General features: G+C 53.0%; 10 protein-coding genes and 1 tRNA gene. 5 read left to right on the top strand and 6 right to left on the bottom strand.

Translation table 11 applies throughout. The annotated features are described in order from the left end of the window. Positions 1-45 precede the first annotated feature (45 nt). Positions 46-2,475: an AsmA family protein gene (locus tag EJ361_RS02515; RefSeq protein WP_126243762.1), complete on the bottom strand. Its 2,430-nt coding sequence runs from the start codon at positions 2,473-2,475 to the stop codon at positions 46-48. Positions 2,476-2,560: 85 nt separating this feature from the next. On the opposite strand from EJ361_RS02515, the gene EJ361_RS02510 reads away from it, so the two are divergent. Further along, the gene (locus tag EJ361_RS02510) at positions 2,561-3,337 is read left to right on the top strand and encodes a M90 family metallopeptidase (protein ID WP_126243761.1); all 777 of its coding nucleotides are present in this window, start codon (positions 2,561-2,563) and stop codon (positions 3,335-3,337) included. Between the two features lie 4 nt (positions 3,338-3,341). On the opposite strand, the gene xrtN is transcribed toward EJ361_RS02510, so the two are convergent. The 4 genes from xrtN to EJ361_RS02490 all read right to left on the bottom strand — a co-directional run bounded on the left by xrtN (position 3,342) and on the right by EJ361_RS02490 (position 9,273). Then, positions 3,342-4,676 carry an exosortase N gene (gene xrtN / locus EJ361_RS02505; protein ID WP_164714050.1) on the bottom strand — a complete coding sequence of 445 codons (1,335 nt, stop codon included), beginning with the start codon at positions 4,674-4,676 and terminating at the stop codon, positions 3,342-3,344. Continuing rightward, on the bottom strand, positions 4,655-7,153 hold the full coding sequence (locus tag EJ361_RS02500; RefSeq protein WP_126243759.1) for an XrtN system VIT domain-containing protein: 2,499 nt from the start codon (positions 7,151-7,153) through the stop codon (positions 4,655-4,657). Before EJ361_RS02500 ends, xrtN begins: the two co-directional genes overlap by 22 nt. 115 nt (positions 7,154-7,268) lie before the next feature. Continuing rightward, positions 7,269-8,642 (bottom strand): alpha-L-fucosidase, encoded by a 1,374-nt coding sequence (locus EJ361_RS02495; protein WP_126243758.1) that lies wholly within the window; start codon positions 8,640-8,642, stop codon positions 7,269-7,271. Positions 8,643-8,736: 94 nt separating this feature from the next. Further along, positions 8,737-9,273: a GNAT family N-acetyltransferase gene (locus EJ361_RS02490; RefSeq protein WP_126243757.1), complete on the bottom strand. Its 537-nt coding sequence runs from the start codon at positions 9,271-9,273 to the stop codon at positions 8,737-8,739. 123 nt (positions 9,274-9,396) lie between these two features. Between EJ361_RS02490 and EJ361_RS02485 the strand changes: the two genes are divergently transcribed. Together EJ361_RS02485 and EJ361_RS02480 are read left to right on the top strand one after the other, a co-directional pair. Next, complete coding sequence (locus EJ361_RS02485; protein WP_164714049.1) at positions 9,397-10,338, top strand: alpha/beta hydrolase; 942 nt, start codon at positions 9,397-9,399, stop codon at positions 10,336-10,338. 90 nt (positions 10,339-10,428) lie between these two features. Then, positions 10,429-10,501, top strand: a tRNA-Lys gene (locus EJ361_RS02480). A gap of 173 nt (positions 10,502-10,674) precedes the next feature. On the opposite strand, the gene EJ361_RS02475 is transcribed toward EJ361_RS02480, so the two are convergent. Beyond that, positions 10,675-10,995, bottom strand: coding sequence for a hypothetical protein (locus tag EJ361_RS02475; protein ID WP_126243755.1), 321 nt, complete (start codon positions 10,993-10,995; stop codon positions 10,675-10,677). Positions 10,996-11,027: 32 nt separating this feature from the next. Here EJ361_RS02475 and EJ361_RS02470 point away from each other — a divergent pair, with 32 nt between their 5' ends. Together EJ361_RS02470 and EJ361_RS02465 are read left to right on the top strand one after the other, a co-directional pair. Further along, a complete protein-coding gene (locus EJ361_RS02470; RefSeq protein ID WP_126243754.1) occupies positions 11,028-11,846 on the top strand; it encodes an exo-beta-N-acetylmuramidase NamZ family protein in 819 nt (272 codons plus the stop codon). Between the two features lie 463 nt (positions 11,847-12,309). After that, positions 12,310-15,678, top strand: a complete 3,369-nt coding sequence (locus EJ361_RS02465; protein WP_164714048.1) for a hypothetical protein — start codon at positions 12,310-12,312, stop codon at positions 15,676-15,678. The last annotated feature ends 1 nt before the right edge of the window (position 15,679 follow it).

The following is a 15,679-nucleotide window of genomic DNA, read 5'->3' as shown; positions in this document are numbered from 1 at the left end:
GAGATAGCGGCAGTGTTCGCGGGGCCGGATTTCCCAAATCCGGGGTCAGTCCCCTTTCCCGAGTTTCAGTTTCACCTTTCCATCGTCTCCGTCTACCGCATGCAGATTCACCACGATGCCGCTTTTGCGGCGTTTCCGCAGTTCGTCGGCGTCTGTCACCAGTTCGTCTTTCTTCGGATTGCGGAGCGGAACTTTCAGCTTGATGTCGGTACCCTTCGGAATGCCGTATGTCCCTTCCACTTCGATGTTTAAAACGCTGGACGCGATGAGCATGGGATGGATGTAAATCTTGTTGCCGCGGATGTCGAGGGTGTTGCGGATGTTGTCGAACGTGATGTTGCTCATATCGCGCTTGCGGAAAATGAACTTCCCGACGTTCACCAGCGGCTTGAAATCCAGCAGGGCGCCGCGGTTGAGGTTGAAAGACACGGACCCGTTCATGGAATGGGGCTGGATGCTGATATCTTCCTTCATCCCGCCCGTCAGCTTCGCTTTCGCGGAAAACACGCCACGGAGATTTTGCGCCGTGATCCCGTCCTGCCCGAAATTCTCGAATGCGCTAAACAGCTGGTCTACCTGTACCTGCCGGATGTCGGCGTCCAGGTTGAATCGGTCGCCCTTCTGCTGCTGGAGGATGGCGCCGCTCAGTTGCATTTGCCCGCCTACGGCGTTGAGGCCCACTTTATTGAACCGTACGCCGTCCTGCCCCATATGCACATCCGCCCGCACGTTGCTGGCGTTGAATTTCCGGTAGCGCACCTTGTCTACCTCCACCTGCATATGCACGCTGGAGGCCTCCAGCATGGTGTCTAGCTGCCGCACGAACCGCGCCCGCATATGCTTCTGCTGGCGCGTCTGCGCGCGGGATTTACTTTTCGCCCTCCGTCCGAAAAACGATTGGAATTCGTTGAGGTTGATGAGCGGGCTGCGGACGTTCCAGTTCAGCACGATCTTTTCCGGCGCGGAAAAATACAGGTTGAGGATATTAAGGATGCTTCCGTCCATCTCTACCCTGCTGGCGCCCGATTGCGCCCGGATGCCGCGGAGATACAGATGTCCCTGCGTGAACGCCAGCGTGGCATGGCAATCGTGGACGGCCAGGTTGCGCGGCACGTAGGTAAAGGCGCCGCCGCTGATGGAAACGGAGCCTTCCAGCGCGCCGCCTGCAGTATCTTTCGCGTCCCAGGAACCGGCATATTGAAGATCCAGCGCGGCTTTCCCGGAAGTGAATTCGAAGAGGTGCGGATCGAGCGCATTTGTGAGGCGGGTGAGCGGGAAATCCGAACGGAAACGCCCGGTGAGCAGGGGCTTCTGGAGATTGATGACTCGTATCGTGTCGGCCGTAACGGGAATGCTGTCGTATTCCGCCGAAAAACGGTATACGCTTAACCGGGAATTGGCGTCGTTGTGGCCCTGGCCGGGAACCAGTTCGTTAAGGAACGCGCCGTCGAAATTGACCTTGTCGAGGGCGAGATTGGCGCCCGTCAGCCGGTTGTCGCGCACCACCCATCCCACGCGCACGTAAGGCGTGTCGCGGAATTTCATGTGGCCGCGGATTTCTGCTTCCACGTCCAGCGGCTTTTCAAAATCGATGGGTGATAGTTTGGCGGTAATGTTCGGCGTCACGAGCGTAGTGGCGAATTTGAACGGAATGCCGGCCGCCTTGATGTTGAGCCGGAATGCGGGCGGCGCTTCCGAAAAGATGAACGCACCTTCCAGCAGCACGGGCTGCTGATCGAACCGGATCGTTTGCTGCGCGATGCGGAGCATTTTATTGTAGGAGATGAAAGTGAGGTCCAGCGGGCCCGACAGCGTTTTGTTCTTCGCATAGCTGCCTTTGGAGGTGTTGAACTGCATATCCTGGATCAGGATTTCCGGATCGATGCGGGCCTGCCAGCCGGAATCGGTTTCGTGCATCCGGCCTTCGAGGCGCTTTACATCGAAATGGAAGTATTTTAATTTCTGCTGGTTTTCCAGTGTGAAACGGACGTTTTCCAGCGAAAATTCGGCGATGACGGGCGTGGGCTTTTTGGCGGCGGATGTGTCTTTCTTTTCCCTGCCCTTCAGCAGGTAGCCGTTCGAGTAACCAAGACTGTCGGTGTACAGGTAAATGTCCCCGTTTTCGAGACTGACTTCGCGGATAGACACCCGTTTGCGGATGAGCGCGAAAGTGTTGACCTTCACGTACACTTCCTTCAGGTGCAGCAGGGCGTGGCCGTGGCGGTCGAAAAGACTGTCTTTCAGCGTCACGTCTTTGAGCGTCACTGAAATCTGCGGGAAACTGCGCACCAGCGAGGGTTCCATGTCGCGGATGGTGAGGTCTCCGTTGAGGCGTTCGCTGAGCTGTTGGCTGATATCGGCGAGGATACTGGCTTTCCTGCTGCGGATGATAAGCGCGAGCACGAGCCAGAGTACGATAACCAGCACCAGGAGGCTACCGGCGGAGATAAGCATGATTCTTAACCAGCGGGGCATGTATGGGTCAGTTGATTGTTCGTAATTAAAAACAAATTACCTTCGAAAATTGTTCCAAATGGCTATTAATTACGAAATTGGGAAGATGTTACCCGTTTTGATCCCCGTGGCGGTGATCCTTTTCCTTTTCTGGTGGTTTTACCGCCCCAGGAAGTCCGCTAAAAGCGCCGTTCCTACAGATACCGCCGGCATGCTCCAGGAGCATGTCCGCTACTATCGCCAGCTCACTGAACCCGAACAGCAGCGGTTCGTTTCCGAAGTGGAATCCTTTCTCGGACATGTGACGATCGAGGGCGTGGGCACGCCGGTCGAAGATTTGGACAAGGTCCTCATCGCCGCGAGCGCCGTTATTCCCATCTTCAGCTTTCCCGGTTGGAAATACCGCAATCTTACCAATATCATTCTGTATCCCGATACGTTCGACGAGCATTACCAGTTCGAGGGCGACCGCCGCAATATCCTCGGCATGGTGGGCAGCGGGCATTTGAACGGACAAATGCTGCTGTCGCGCAGCGCGCTGCGGACGGGCTTTTCGGAGCACGGCGGGCAAAGTAATACTGCTATCCATGAGTTCGTGCATTTGGTGGATAAGACCGACGGGTATGTAGACGGCCTGCCGGAATCGCTGTTGCGGAATGTGACGAGCCTTCCGTGGTTGCAGGTGATGCATGAAGAGGTCCGCAGGATCGAGTCGGGGCATAGCGATATCAATCCGTATGCGGCCATGAACCAGAGCGAGTTCCTGGCGGTGGTGTCTGAATATTTCTTCGAAAAGCCCGAAAGCATGCAAACCCATCATCCGGAACTGTACCGCCTGCTCAGCGAGATATTCAGGCAAGACCCCGCGGCCCGTGTGCCCTGATGCATCAGGGCATTCCCATCGCGCGGCGGACGGAGCCGTCTTTGCGCATGCGGCCGATTTCTGCGGCGAGGGTTTCGCGGCTGGATGCCGTTACGTTGACGAGGGAAAAGGCGCTCCTTGTGCTGAGGGCGTTCCATCTCCATTCGAATTGCGAAACGGTTTGCAGCGAACCGTTATCATACCACCAGGCGGTGTATAGCCGCTCTTTCCCCTTTTCGAGCGTGCCGGTGAAAAGCGTCATCCCGGCGATCTGCTCCTCCTTCACTTTCCGGAAAACGAACCCGCTCCCCTGCCAGCAAATGGTGGGATGATGATCCGTATAATAATAATCCCTGATTTTTTTGACGTATACCAACACGCCGTTGCGCTCCATTTTGGTGACGTCGTTTTTCAGCGCACTAACGGTAAACCCGGCAACAGCGGGCGTTTGCGCGGCAATCGATTCCTGCGGCAGCGAAATTTTATAAGCCAGCAAAAAGATGCATGCGGCGAGGGAAAGATGTGCCTGCAGCACAACGTACCGGGGATGCGGCGTTTTGCCGGGCATCCGTTCCATGGCCGTTTTGCCGAAACGGGCCACCAGTCTTGGCGCCAGGAAGAACACGGGAATGAGGACGTACATCCCCAGGCAGAGGAGCCCTACAACATCGTGGAGGTAATTTTCCGGCGGTATGCTGAACTGAACGAGCAACACGATCCGGAAGAGGTTGCTGCCGATGTTCAGCAACAGGATGAACCCGAGCCAGGCACCCAGTATCCACCAGGATAATCTTTTCCCCAGTTTCCGCTGTGCGATGCCAATCGCGGCGATCCCGCAGAGGAGTGCCGTTACCATCATGCTGAGGCCCATGCAGGCGGGATCTACCGAAAATTCCGTACCGCTCAGTACGAGCACGTTGCCTTCGGTAGTCACCTCCCGCCCTGCCAGCTGCAAAATGCCGCCGGCAAGGCGCGTGAGGTGGAGGCGGATAGGAAAGGTAAAAATGTTGGTCAGGTACCGGAACACCGGGGCCATGAGCATAAGCGCGAGCACGGGCAGCGCGTTGATCTTGCCGAAAAAGCTGTCGGCCAGGAAGCACAGCGCCAGTACGATGGTGGCGAAAAGCAATGTTTTGGCCGGCACCATCCAGGCCAGGACGCAGCAGGCCAGGGCGGCGTAGAAATAGCGCAGGCTGCGCTTGTTGTCCGCATCCGCCCGCAGTACGACCGGCACCGTCGCCGCGCCGAGGATAAACCCGTTGGAGCCCCACTCCATATAATCATCCAGGGCAAACAGCGCGATGCCGGCGTAAAGGGCCGTCCAGATCAAGGCGGGTATTAAGCGTTGGAGACGGTCCATCTGCGGCGGTTGAGGTATAGGTAAACGGATAAAATGGCGATGATGATGAGCGCCCATTCATGTGGTTCGGGCACGCTGCCGGAATCGTTTAGCGCCGCGTTGAGCAGGCTGTTCCCGGAATCCTTGATATCGAAACGTTCGTAGTCTTTTTTCGTTTCCAGCACCACCAGGCTGCTGATGGGCGATACCACGTAAGCTTCCTTGGCTGCAGCTACCAGCTGCTCCTGCCCCGGGCTCCCCGTGATGAGGCCTTTGCCCGTTTGCCGGAGGATGTGGTTGTAGGCGAAAAGGCGCATGAGATGGTCGGGGCCCGTGCCGGCGGCGGCGCTGTCGGCCTGCCGCGCGATGGCGGCTTTGGCTTCGTGGATGACCACCCTGTCGGGCGTTTCGGGGTCGTCCGCGAAAATGCCCTTGTTCAGCAGTTCCCGCAGTTGTTCCTGGGAGCCTTTTTCGTACCGGAAAACGCGGGAAGCGCGGAGGCTGGCGAGGTACGGGGAAAGGCGGCCGCCGAAGTCGTACAGCCGGATTTTGGGGAACGAAGGGTCGGCGAGCCGTTCAGCGAGTTTTTGCCGGAATGCGCTGCCTTCCAGGTCGGTGAGCATGGGCGAGGTTTCCGCGCTTTTGGTAACAACCAGTGCGCCGGCCGGATCTGGCAGCTGGTGGAATGGAAAAAGGCTGAAACGGTGGCGTTGGAGGGGCGCGATGTATGCCTGGAAGTTGTTTTTCGGAAGGTCGGTGAACTTACCGTCGGAAAACACGCGAACCGGCAGGTTGGCAGCCATTTCGATGATGCGGCGGACGTCCCCGTAAGTCCAGGTGCGGTTGATATCGAGATAAATGGCGGAAGTGGCCACTGTGGAGCGCTGTGTTTCGTACGGCATAATCGTGTAGGCGTTTCCGTTGAACGTGAAGGTGCTGGGCCGGAGGGGTGTGTCTTCCATTTCGAGGCGCCAGTTGGGCCTGTAGGCCCCTTCCCTTTCCAATCTGCCTTCCGTGCGGTCGAATCCGGCGGGTTTGCGGGCGAGGAGTTTGGGGCCGAGGTTGCCGATGGAAATAAATTCGGTGGCTTTGCGGAAATCCGGGCCTTTGAAGGCGATGTTTTCGTAGACCATTTTCCTGTTTTCGGATTTGAGCGGAGCGGTGACGCCGATTTTGAAGACCCGTGTGTCTTGCGGGTCAACGGGAAAAACGCGCACGGAAACGATGTTCCCTTCCTGCCAGCGGACGAGCGAAGGATCGCGGACTTCCCTGCCCACGATGGTTTTGTATGCGGAATCGGCTTTTTCTTTGGTGGTGAGCACGGCTTTTTCCTCTTTCCCGTTGATCCAGAGCGAAAGCGAGGTGACGACGCCGCCTTCGGGGAGCTCGAAGGAATAGATCGCTTCTTCCGTCCGCCAGTTGCTATGATTGTAAATGGTGAGTGCTTTTTCGGTGTAGGCCAGGTGTTGATCGGGCCAGAGCTGGATTTGGGTATGGATGTAGCGGGTAGACAGGTCATCGCCCGACCAGAGCCGGTCTTGCTGATCGTGCCAGCCATCGTAGAGGGTTTCGAGGATTTTGTAGCGGTCGGACCGTAAAGGTGCGAGTTCCTGAGAAAAAAGAGTGGCGATAATAATGAGCGGATCATGAAATTTTTCAAATCCCATACGCAGGAACATTCCCTCGCCCATACCAATATCTTTGAAGTTCACCGTATTATATACCAGCTCAGTTTTCAGCACCCTGTCTGTCACGAACCCCGGCGCCACCTGGCGCGACGTTTCCACCCATGCCGGCAGATCGTCTTTCCCTTCCACTACTTTCCGGTTGTAGATCCGGTTGATGTCGCTCACAACGGAAGCATATTGCACACAGAAAACGATTACAAAAACAAGGGAAAGCGCCGCCCCCGTAAGAGCGGGCTTTCCAAGCTTCAGGCTTCTTATGGCGGAGAGGGTGTGATACACAAGGAATGCGGGCACGAATACGTGAAATCCTAATCCCAGGAAAAGTATCGTAATTGCGCCGATCCAGTAGATCGGGATGAGGTAAATGGCGAGATAAGCGAACAGTACAGATGAAATGCCCGCTGTGAAACCGAGTAAAATACGCGCCCACCGCGGCATAAGGTCTGCATAGCGGAATAGCAGCAATGCGGCCCCGGAGATGAGCAACATTACTGCCAACCAGGGCGTAGTGGTTTCGAAAACCTTGCATTCGCGGTTCAGCGCGTAGCAGCTGATGAGTGCTGTGAGCCAGAATACGGTGCCTGCATCGCGCTTTATGGGGTCGTCTTTTTTGCGCAGGATGAGGTAGTCAATCAAACAAAAGATGGAAAGGCCGGCATGAATAAGGAACAGGGAAAACCAGTGCTCATCCCTGCCCAGGTTCAGTTCGTTGCCGATGAAATAAATGATGAGGCTCATTATCAGCACGGAGAAAAACCTGAGGTAACGAAAATCTGTAAGCCGTTGTTGAAGGGATAAGCTATTCTTCATTTGAAAAGTGCTTTGTAATTCAAAGTAATTAGATCAAAAAGAAGGGAGTTGCCTCCCGTTCTTTTCACTTTGCAATACAAAGTAAAATCAAATTTCCGGATAAAACAATACCTGTTTATAATTTTTCTTCCAGTTCCAGTTTGATGACGGTTGCGATGGCATTGGTGCCTTTGGCGGGTACGGAAATCGTGGTGCCCGAACCGCTGGAGGCTACTGCCACTTTGCCTTTGGCCCCCAGGATACTGCTTTTGTAAACCTTGGCGGTGAGGCCTTCGACCAGTAGTTTCCCGTCTGACGGCCATTCGAACACGGAAAGGTAGAGCGTGGTGCCGTTACCGTTATGCTTCCGGGTGATCCGTCCCCATTTTTGGGTGGGCAGCGGGTTGCCCTGGGTACCGTAGATCGCTTCGCCGTTGATTTTCATCCACTCCCCTATTCCTTTCAGGCTTTCGATGCTCGGTTCGGGGAAACTGCCGTCGGCCATGGGGCCGATGTTCAGCAGGTAATTGCCGCCTTTCGAGGCGATGTCTACCAGGTTGCGGACCATCGTTTCCACGGATTTCCATTTATGGTCGTAGCTTTTGTAGCCCCAGGTGCCGTTCATCGTCATGCAGGTTTCCCAGTCGGTACCGTCGAGTTCGCTGAGGTTGGGGATTTTCTGCTCCGGCGTTTTGTAATCGCCGGGGAAGTTGGGCCGTTTGAGGCGGTCGTTGGTGATGATATTGGGCTGGGCGGCAAGCGCGGCCTGGAGTTTTTGCGCGGCTTCGTCGGTCATGTTTGTGGGCGTATCCCACCAGAGCACGGCTACATCGCCGTAATTGGCGAGGAGTTCCTTTACCTGGGGCACGGCCACGGCATCTATATATTGCTGGAAGGTTTTTGTTTCCTGCGCGGGGTCCCAGTGGCCGGCGTGTGCTTTCGTGTAGGCGTCGATGCGGCTGGAGTCAGGGTTCGGCCAACCTTCGCGCATTTCTTTTCGTGCTACCGAGCCGCCAGGGTTATTCCAATCCTGTGCCTGGCTGTAGTAGAACCCAAGCTTGATGCCATGCTTGCGGCAGGCTTCCGCGAGGGGTTTGAGGAGGTCTTTTTTATAGGGCGTGGCGTCGGCGATGTCCCATTCGCTGGCTTTGGAATCGAACAGTGCGAAGCCGTCGTGGTGCTTGGCGGTGATGACGATATACTTCATCCCGGCTGCTTTCGCCATTTTTACCCATTGTTCGGCGTCGTATTTGGTGGGATTGAACTGTTTTGCGTATGCCTGGTATTCCGCCACCGGGATCTTGCTGCGGTTCATGATCCATTCTCCGCCGCCGCGGTTCATGGGGAATCCGTTGTAGGTGCCGGCGGGGACGGCGTACACGCCCCAGTGGATGAACATGCCGAACCGGGCTTCGCGCCACCATTGCATACGGGCGTTTTTATCGGTTTGTTGCGCTGAAAGGCCCTGTGCGCCGAGCAGTGCGGCCATCAGGAGGACAGTTTTTCTCATGGAATTCAATTTTAATGCAAACGATTGCATTGTGGCAAGTTCGGATAAATTGCGGGATTCGGGTTGGATATTTTTACCGGATAGTGGTAGGATTTTAACCGATGGACGGAAGTACTTTGCCCAGGAGGAGATCGCGGTCGCGGCGGGATCCTACTACGAAGGTATGTTCCCCGAAGGCGGAGAACCCTTCGCGTTCGTAGAGCGCCCGGGCGCGGGGATTGTGTTCCCAGACGCCGAGCCAGAGCGTTCGCACGTTCCGCTCGCGCGCCGTTTTTTCCGCAAAGCGGAGGAGTTGTTGACCGAGGCCTCGGTTCTGACCGGCCTTGCTGACGTAGATTTTCTCGATCTCGCAGGCGGGCTCGGGCAAGAGCGTTCCGTTGTCGGGCTGTTTATTGAAGTTCAGCTGGATGAATCCGGTGAGTTGATGATGGTCGGTGGTGACGTAATACTCCGTCCCCTCCTGCCGGAAAGCTTTCTCCACAGCGGCAGGGCTTTTATGATCGCGCAGGAATGCTTCGAAGTCGGCGGGCGGATATTGTTCGCGGAATGCATCGGCGAAGGTTTGGTGCTCGAGTGCGGCCAGCGCCGGAAGGTCGGCTTCCGTGGCGCGGCGGATATACGTGTCCGTCATCCGCGCAATTTATAGTATTTTTGCAGTGGAACCTCAGAAAAACTTATGTGGAGAACCTTGCTCGTAATACCCTTGCTGTTACCCTTTGTTGCTTTTGGCCAGACGGTGCATCGTGAGGATTTTATGTTAGACAGCGACCCCGGCGTGAAGATCTTCGTCAGGGAGATCACCGTGAAGAAGCGCAGCCGCAAACCGCCGATCCTGATGTTGCACGGAGGAGGTTCCGGTGCGGTGGCTTCGTTCGATTTGCCCATTGCCGGCGGTTCGCTGGCGGAAGACCTGGCCAAAGAGGGACAGCATGTATATATTATGGACGCCCGTGGCTGGGAGTCTTCTACCCGTCCCGATTACGATACGCTTCGCCGCTGGACGATCACCGGATCATCTGCCGAAGTTTCGCATGACATCAATGCCGCGGTGGATTTCATCCGCGAGCGCCTCGGCGTGAAGCAGGTGACGCTCTTCGGCTGGGCTACCGGCGGGCAGTGGATGGGATATTATTCCTGCATTTATCCCAATCGCGTGGCTTCGCTGATCATGCTGAACAGTTTGTACAATGAAAAAGCGCCCTGGGATTTTACCGACTACTTCCGTTCCCCGCTAGATACTTCGCAATTCAATTATGCGTCTACGCCGGTTTTGCGCCGTGCTACCCGCAGCCAACTGATCGACAGTTGGGACCGCAGCATTCCCGACAGCAACAAAGCGTTGTGGCGCGATCCTGCGCTGGCGGAGCTTTACGGCAAGACGGCCGTTGGGTTTTATGAAGACAGCATCCTGGCGGTTCCGGGGGGATACCGGGCCGAGGCGTTTTATACGGCGCAGGGCCGTGGCCAGTGGCATGCGAAAGACATTCATATCCCGGTGCTCTATATCCGCGGGAAGTACGACAACTGGAGCCGTCAGCAGGACTTGCTGGCGTTGCAACTCCGGCTGGTGAATAGTCCACGCAAGCAGTTCGTGACATTGCCTGAGGGTACGCATCATGTATTCCTGGACCGTCCGGAGAAAGGGCGGTCTCAGCTAATTCAGGAAATTACGAATTTTAACGTGCGCCGTAAGTGAGGATGAGCGAGTTGTGAAAAATATTTTCATGTGAAAATTTGGAGCGAATGAATTAATTCCTATCTTTGCAATCCCAAACGAAACAGGGATGATTCCGTAGCTCAGTTGGTAGAGCAATACACTTTTAATGTATGGGCCCTGGGTTCGAGTCCCAGCGGGATCACAAGATGAAAATCAAAGTAAGTAAAAGCCGCGCAGATCGCATGATCGGCGCGGCTTTTCGCTTTTTATCAGGTGTTGTTAAACCTTGTTAAACCACTCTAAATGGTGGCATAAAAGGGATCAAGTTGAAAAGTTGGGGGAAAGAGTAAAAAATGCTTTGTTTTGCATGCTATATCAATGATCTCCGTGGACCAGAACTATAAACAACTCATCGAACTTCTTTTGCCAGCCGGCATACTCGAATATTTTGGCCTGATCAAAACCACTCAATCGCCCAATGGGCTTCATATTTTCTACCGCCGGAATCATTAAATTGTACCACACAAGTTCCCAATGACCGGAATCGACGTCATCATCGCAAACCCTCCAGCCTGGAAATCCCGCAGGATAGGCCTGGCCACCAATCACGCGGCCTGCACCGCAGCCTTCCGGCCCGCCCGGTAAGCCCTGCTGGCCGCAGGCTATTACATCACCCAACTTTTCTCCCCGGAACATGGCCTTGAAACACTGGTGAAGACGGCCGTGAAATGCCCGACGGCACCGATCCCCTTACCCGCATCGCCGTCACCAGCCTCTACGGTAGTAAACTGGCGCTCGATCAGCACAATCTGTCCAACCTCGACATCGTCCTGTTCGATATCCCCGACATCGGCTGCCGCTCCTACACCTATCTATGGACGATGACCCACGTCATGGAAGCCTGCACCGCGCATGGCAAACAACTCATCATCGCAGACAGACCGAATCCCCTGTCCGGCAGCCTGCAACTCGCCGAAGGCCCGCGGCTCGACGAACCCCATTGCAGCAGCTTCATCGGAAGATGGGATATCCCCGTCAGACACGCCTGCACGTTCGGCGAACTGACGCGCTACTTGAGCGCAACGAGACCATCACTGACCGGATTGAAATTAGACGTAATCCACTGCCAGCATTGGCGGCGCACAATGTTCCATCCCGAATGGAACCCGTCTTTCGTCCCCACATCCCCCGCCATCCCCGCTTGCGAATCCGCATTACTGTATCCGGGTCTCGGCCTGCAGGAAGCCACCAACATCAGCGAAGGCAGGGGAACGGCAACACCCTTCCGCATTGCCGGTGCGCCCTGGATAAACGGGCCGCTTCTCGCAGCGCATGTGAATGAATATCATCCCGATGGAGTGCATGTCAGACGGGTCAATATCACGCCCGCCGAGGGGAAATACCTGGGTCAGCAATGCAGCGGCATCATGTTGCATGTCCATAACCCGGCAGTTTTCAGGCCAGTCGGACTCGGATGGCTGTTGATCCGCCTCGTTCAGCAACTTCACCCACTCATTTCGACTGGGCGCCCTACCCTACGCATGTAAATCCCGGCGGGAAGGGCACCTCGATTTGCTATTGGGCGTAAAAAATGCCGGATCGCTGGTAACGGGATCAGGAGCGTTAGAAAGTATCGGAAAGTTTACGGATCCCGGAGATTGGGAGCACACCATTGCACCATACCTGCTGTATTGACGGAAACTTAATTCATTTTCAGGCTTTTGACGGGGTTCAGTGGGGCCGCCTGCAGGGATTGGTACCCGATAGTCAGAAAGTGATCACTACAGACATCAGCCCGGCCGCAAAGGAAATACACCCGCTGCATTGCATCCGGTAGGCGAATTTTTCCAGCCAGCCGTTCATTACTTTTCGGAATTATTTCCGTGAAATTATTCTAAATGATGAACTTCCATTAAATTAGCTGCTTCATTTTTAAGTCCCTTATCTATGTTTTGCGTAAAGAACCCATTAACCCGGATTTTAACGATTTGTATTTTTTTGTCTCAATCGATGTTTGCACAGGTAAGTTTACCTGCAGGAACGGTAGATCTCAATTTCCCGCTATTCGAATATAGTGACGCCAGCCGGCTGGCGACGAAAATTTCGCTGAATTATAAAACAGGGAGCGGGATTCCCGTAAACGAAATGGCTTCCTGTGTAGGTCTGGGATGGGATATCTCTTTCGGCGGTGTCATAAACCGGCAGACGATGGGAGAACCTGATGATCAAAGCAGATTGAACGTTCCTGGAATCAACTCGGCGTTTGACGGATACCTTAATACACCTTATGACCCGCTTCGTCCGGTTCATCCATGGATTGGCTATACTATCCTTTCCACCGATTTCGATCCTTTAAGGTTTACGCCGGAGATCCTGGACGACAGGCAGCAGGATATTTTTCACTTCAATATTAATGGAAATGCAGGTTCTTTTGTGATTGGCAGAAACGGGGAAATCAGGACCCTGATCCAAAGCAGATTTACCATTACGAAAACTGAACTGGATATGACCGCCAATAATATCCTGACAAGGATCAATCAGTTTATTGTCACCGATGAAAACGGCATCCAGTATAAATTCAGGGACCTCTCTACTTCCAGGGTATACAGATTCGGTTCGAGCGGATCAGGCAAAACTGGCGAGGCATTCAAATATTTCGGTTGGCAAAATCAGCAGTTGACTGAAAACTCAATTGTTACCAGCTGGCACCTGTCCGAAATTCTGAATCCATTGAGTGGTAAGAAGATCACTTTTACATACGAAGATAGCAACCAGGAATATGTGGAAGGGGTTTATCCGATGAAATATACCAAAACGATTGATGGAGAGGCTGACGAGGTAATACAGGTAACTGAAAACAAATTTAAAGGTATAATTAAGGTCTTGAAGAATATTGTTTTCCCGGATAATCTGTCGGTTGAATTAACATATAACCCTGTAGAAAGGGTAGATTTGGCCGGTGCCGGTTCTCTTCAGAAACTGGCGGTTAAGAATGGCGCTGCCGAAATGTACAGGTATAATTTTACATACAGTTATTTTTCAAAAGCGGATATGCGGGCGGAAAACTACGCCTTCCCTGCAGATGAAAAGCAATATGCGAGATTATGCCTTGCGTCTTTCCGGAAAACAGGTAGAAACAATGAAACGGAAGCGCCCTATGTATTTACTTACGCAAGAGGGAATGCAACTGCAAATCATAACTGGATCCCCCGCCGTGCCGGGTTGTCCAGAGATTATTGGGGATATTTCAACACAATTACGGAAGCACCTATTAACGAAACAAATCAGTGGACAATTAACAGCAGCCATTTCGAAAACTTTAACTGGCTGTTTCATTACCGGTTGAAGCTTCCTTATAATGACCCCGCCAGGCATCCCGGTTCACCCCAGAACATGCCAGCACTTTCCCAAAACGGAATGGTTAAATCGGTGACAACGCCCAATGGCGGTAAAATCGAGTATGAATATGAAGGCAATACAGCTCTAGGGCCGAATGGAACTGCGATTATGGGGGGCGTTCGCGTAAAAAACGTGCAAATAACTGACGGTATGCCAGGCAACCAGCCTATTGTTACAACTTACAAATATGTTCGAAAGGACGGGAATACTTCCGGCTGGGGCTATGAAGATCCTGTATTTACATCCACCAGACATATCATCATGCATACACCATCAAATTCCGCAGGCATAATCGCATCTTCCACCTTCAAGATGATTGCTGGCACTGCCGGGCAGATACAGTCATTGTATAGTTCACGCAACCGCCTGCCGGATCAAAATCAGAAACTGGGCGTTTCCCAGACAGTAAATACATATCTGAACATCGCGATGAATGTTATCATGTACCTGAAATTGTTGTTCAGCAACGGCACCACTACAGAATATGACCTGATTATGCACCATCCGAATGGATATGCAAACCTGAACCCAATCCCTAAACTGTATTCCAGAATTGAAGTGATTAACGGTACAGAAACGAGTAACCTGGGTAAAACCGTATATGAATTTACCTCTGATGCCGACGTACCCCTTACCCGCCCGACCGTGCAACTTCCATATTCCAATATTCCCCGATATATGCCATGGGCATATGGTTTACTTAAATCCGCCGCCCACTACAACAGCAAGAATGAATTGATCAGCGAAACCATTAACGAATACAATCTTGTTTCCCTGGAAGGAGGGAGCAACCACGCGAATATGGTGGCAGCTCCGCAAACAGCCTTGGTAGCCGATGTCGGCTACTACAACGGGAATTTTCACAGGATCAGATTTGCTATTGATAATTTTTCTACGCTTTTTGGCAGAGCGGAACTTAAACGTACCATTCAGCGCATATATGGCAGGGACGGCCATTTTTCAGAAGATGTCGTTGATTATAATTATGATCCAACCACGATGTTGTTGAAAAAGGTGGTCACAATGAATGAAAAAGGAGAAAAGATAGAGAAGAAAGTGTACTATGCCGCCGACTTCACGTCTTCACAGGGAGCATTGGGCGTCTTACGTTCCAACCATGTAAAAAATTTACCCGTATCGAATGAAACGTGGTTGGTTAAATCCGAGACAGACAGGCGTTTATTGAGTTTCGAAGCTTTTGATTATCAAATAATAGCGAATGGAGACTTCCGGGCTACCAAAAAGTTCGAACTAAAGACCAATAAGCCCCTCACTGTAGCGGCAATCGGCGAATTCAACCCGGCTTCGCTTGTTCGAAATACAGACTATATAAAGGAGGTAACTTCTCACATTTTTAATTCGCACGGCGAGATTTCCGATATCAATAGTGGAGGAAGGATCGTAGGGATGATATATAACGATGCCGGTACTGCCATAATCGGGAGGGTTGAACATGGCGCAAGCAATCAAATCGCTTACAGCAGTTTCGAAGAAGGGCAGACGGGGAACTGGGCAATTACTGGTACTCCCGCCTTTGTTGAGGATGTTACTACACCAACCGGGCTGCGTTCGCTTGATATGAGTGGAGTTACCTCCATCCGTAAAGCCGGACTGAATGCGACTAGCAAATACATGATCACTTATTGGGCCAAAAGCGGTTCGTTATCAGTCAATGGTACTGTGCATGAGAGCAGGACCGGCAGGACGGTCAATGGCTGGACGATTCGCTATTTAACCGTCTCCGGGAATTCCGAAATTATTCTTACCGGAACAGGGATAATCGATGAATTGCGCCTCTACCCCGTCAATTCCGTACTCCAGACTTTTACCTATGATATTGCTGGAAATATTATTTCTGAAACAACGGGTACTGATTTAACAGTCAAGAAGGAATATGACGGCTTGAACCGCCTTCGTTTCAGTCGTGATCAATACAATAATATCCTGGAAGCTTATCAATATACTCAAAAATCCCTTTAAC

Source organism: Chitinophaga rhizosphaerae, from assembly GCF_003958645.1.
Lineage (GTDB): Bacteria > Bacteroidota > Bacteroidia > Chitinophagales > Chitinophagaceae > Chitinophaga > Chitinophaga rhizosphaerae.
This window is presented reverse-complemented; position numbering and strand designations above follow the sequence as displayed.

What these genes read in the sequence shown, in the direction of transcription:
- EJ361_RS02490 (WP_126243757.1), bottom strand. Translation starts at nt 9,273, where the DNA reads ATGACGGACACGTATATCCGCCGCGCCACGGAAGCCGACCTTCCGGCG.
- EJ361_RS02510 (WP_126243761.1), top strand. Translation starts at nt 2,561, where the DNA reads ATGTTACCCGTTTTGATCCCCGTGGCGGTGATCCTTTTCCTTTTCTGG.
- EJ361_RS02495 (WP_126243758.1), bottom strand. Translation starts at nt 8,642, where the DNA reads ATGAGAAAAACTGTCCTCCTGATGGCCGCACTGCTCGGCGCACAGGGC.
- EJ361_RS02500 (WP_126243759.1), bottom strand. Translation starts at nt 7,153, where the DNA reads ATGAAGAATAGCTTATCCCTTCAACAACGGCTTACAGATTTTCGTTAC.
- EJ361_RS02470 (WP_126243754.1), top strand. Translation starts at nt 11,028, where the DNA reads ATGCCCGACGGCACCGATCCCCTTACCCGCATCGCCGTCACCAGCCTC.
- EJ361_RS02515 (WP_126243762.1), bottom strand. Translation starts at nt 2,475, where the DNA reads ATGCCCCGCTGGTTAAGAATCATGCTTATCTCCGCCGGTAGCCTCCTG.
- EJ361_RS02475 (WP_126243755.1), bottom strand. Translation starts at nt 10,995, where the DNA reads ATGTTCCGGGGAGAAAAGTTGGGTGATGTAATAGCCTGCGGCCAGCAG.
- EJ361_RS02465 (WP_164714048.1), top strand. Translation starts at nt 12,310, where the DNA reads ATGTTTGCACAGGTAAGTTTACCTGCAGGAACGGTAGATCTCAATTTC.
- EJ361_RS02485 (WP_164714049.1), top strand. Translation starts at nt 9,397, where the DNA reads ATGTTAGACAGCGACCCCGGCGTGAAGATCTTCGTCAGGGAGATCACC.
- xrtN (WP_164714050.1), bottom strand. Translation starts at nt 4,676, where the DNA reads ATGGACCGTCTCCAACGCTTAATACCCGCCTTGATCTGGACGGCCCTT.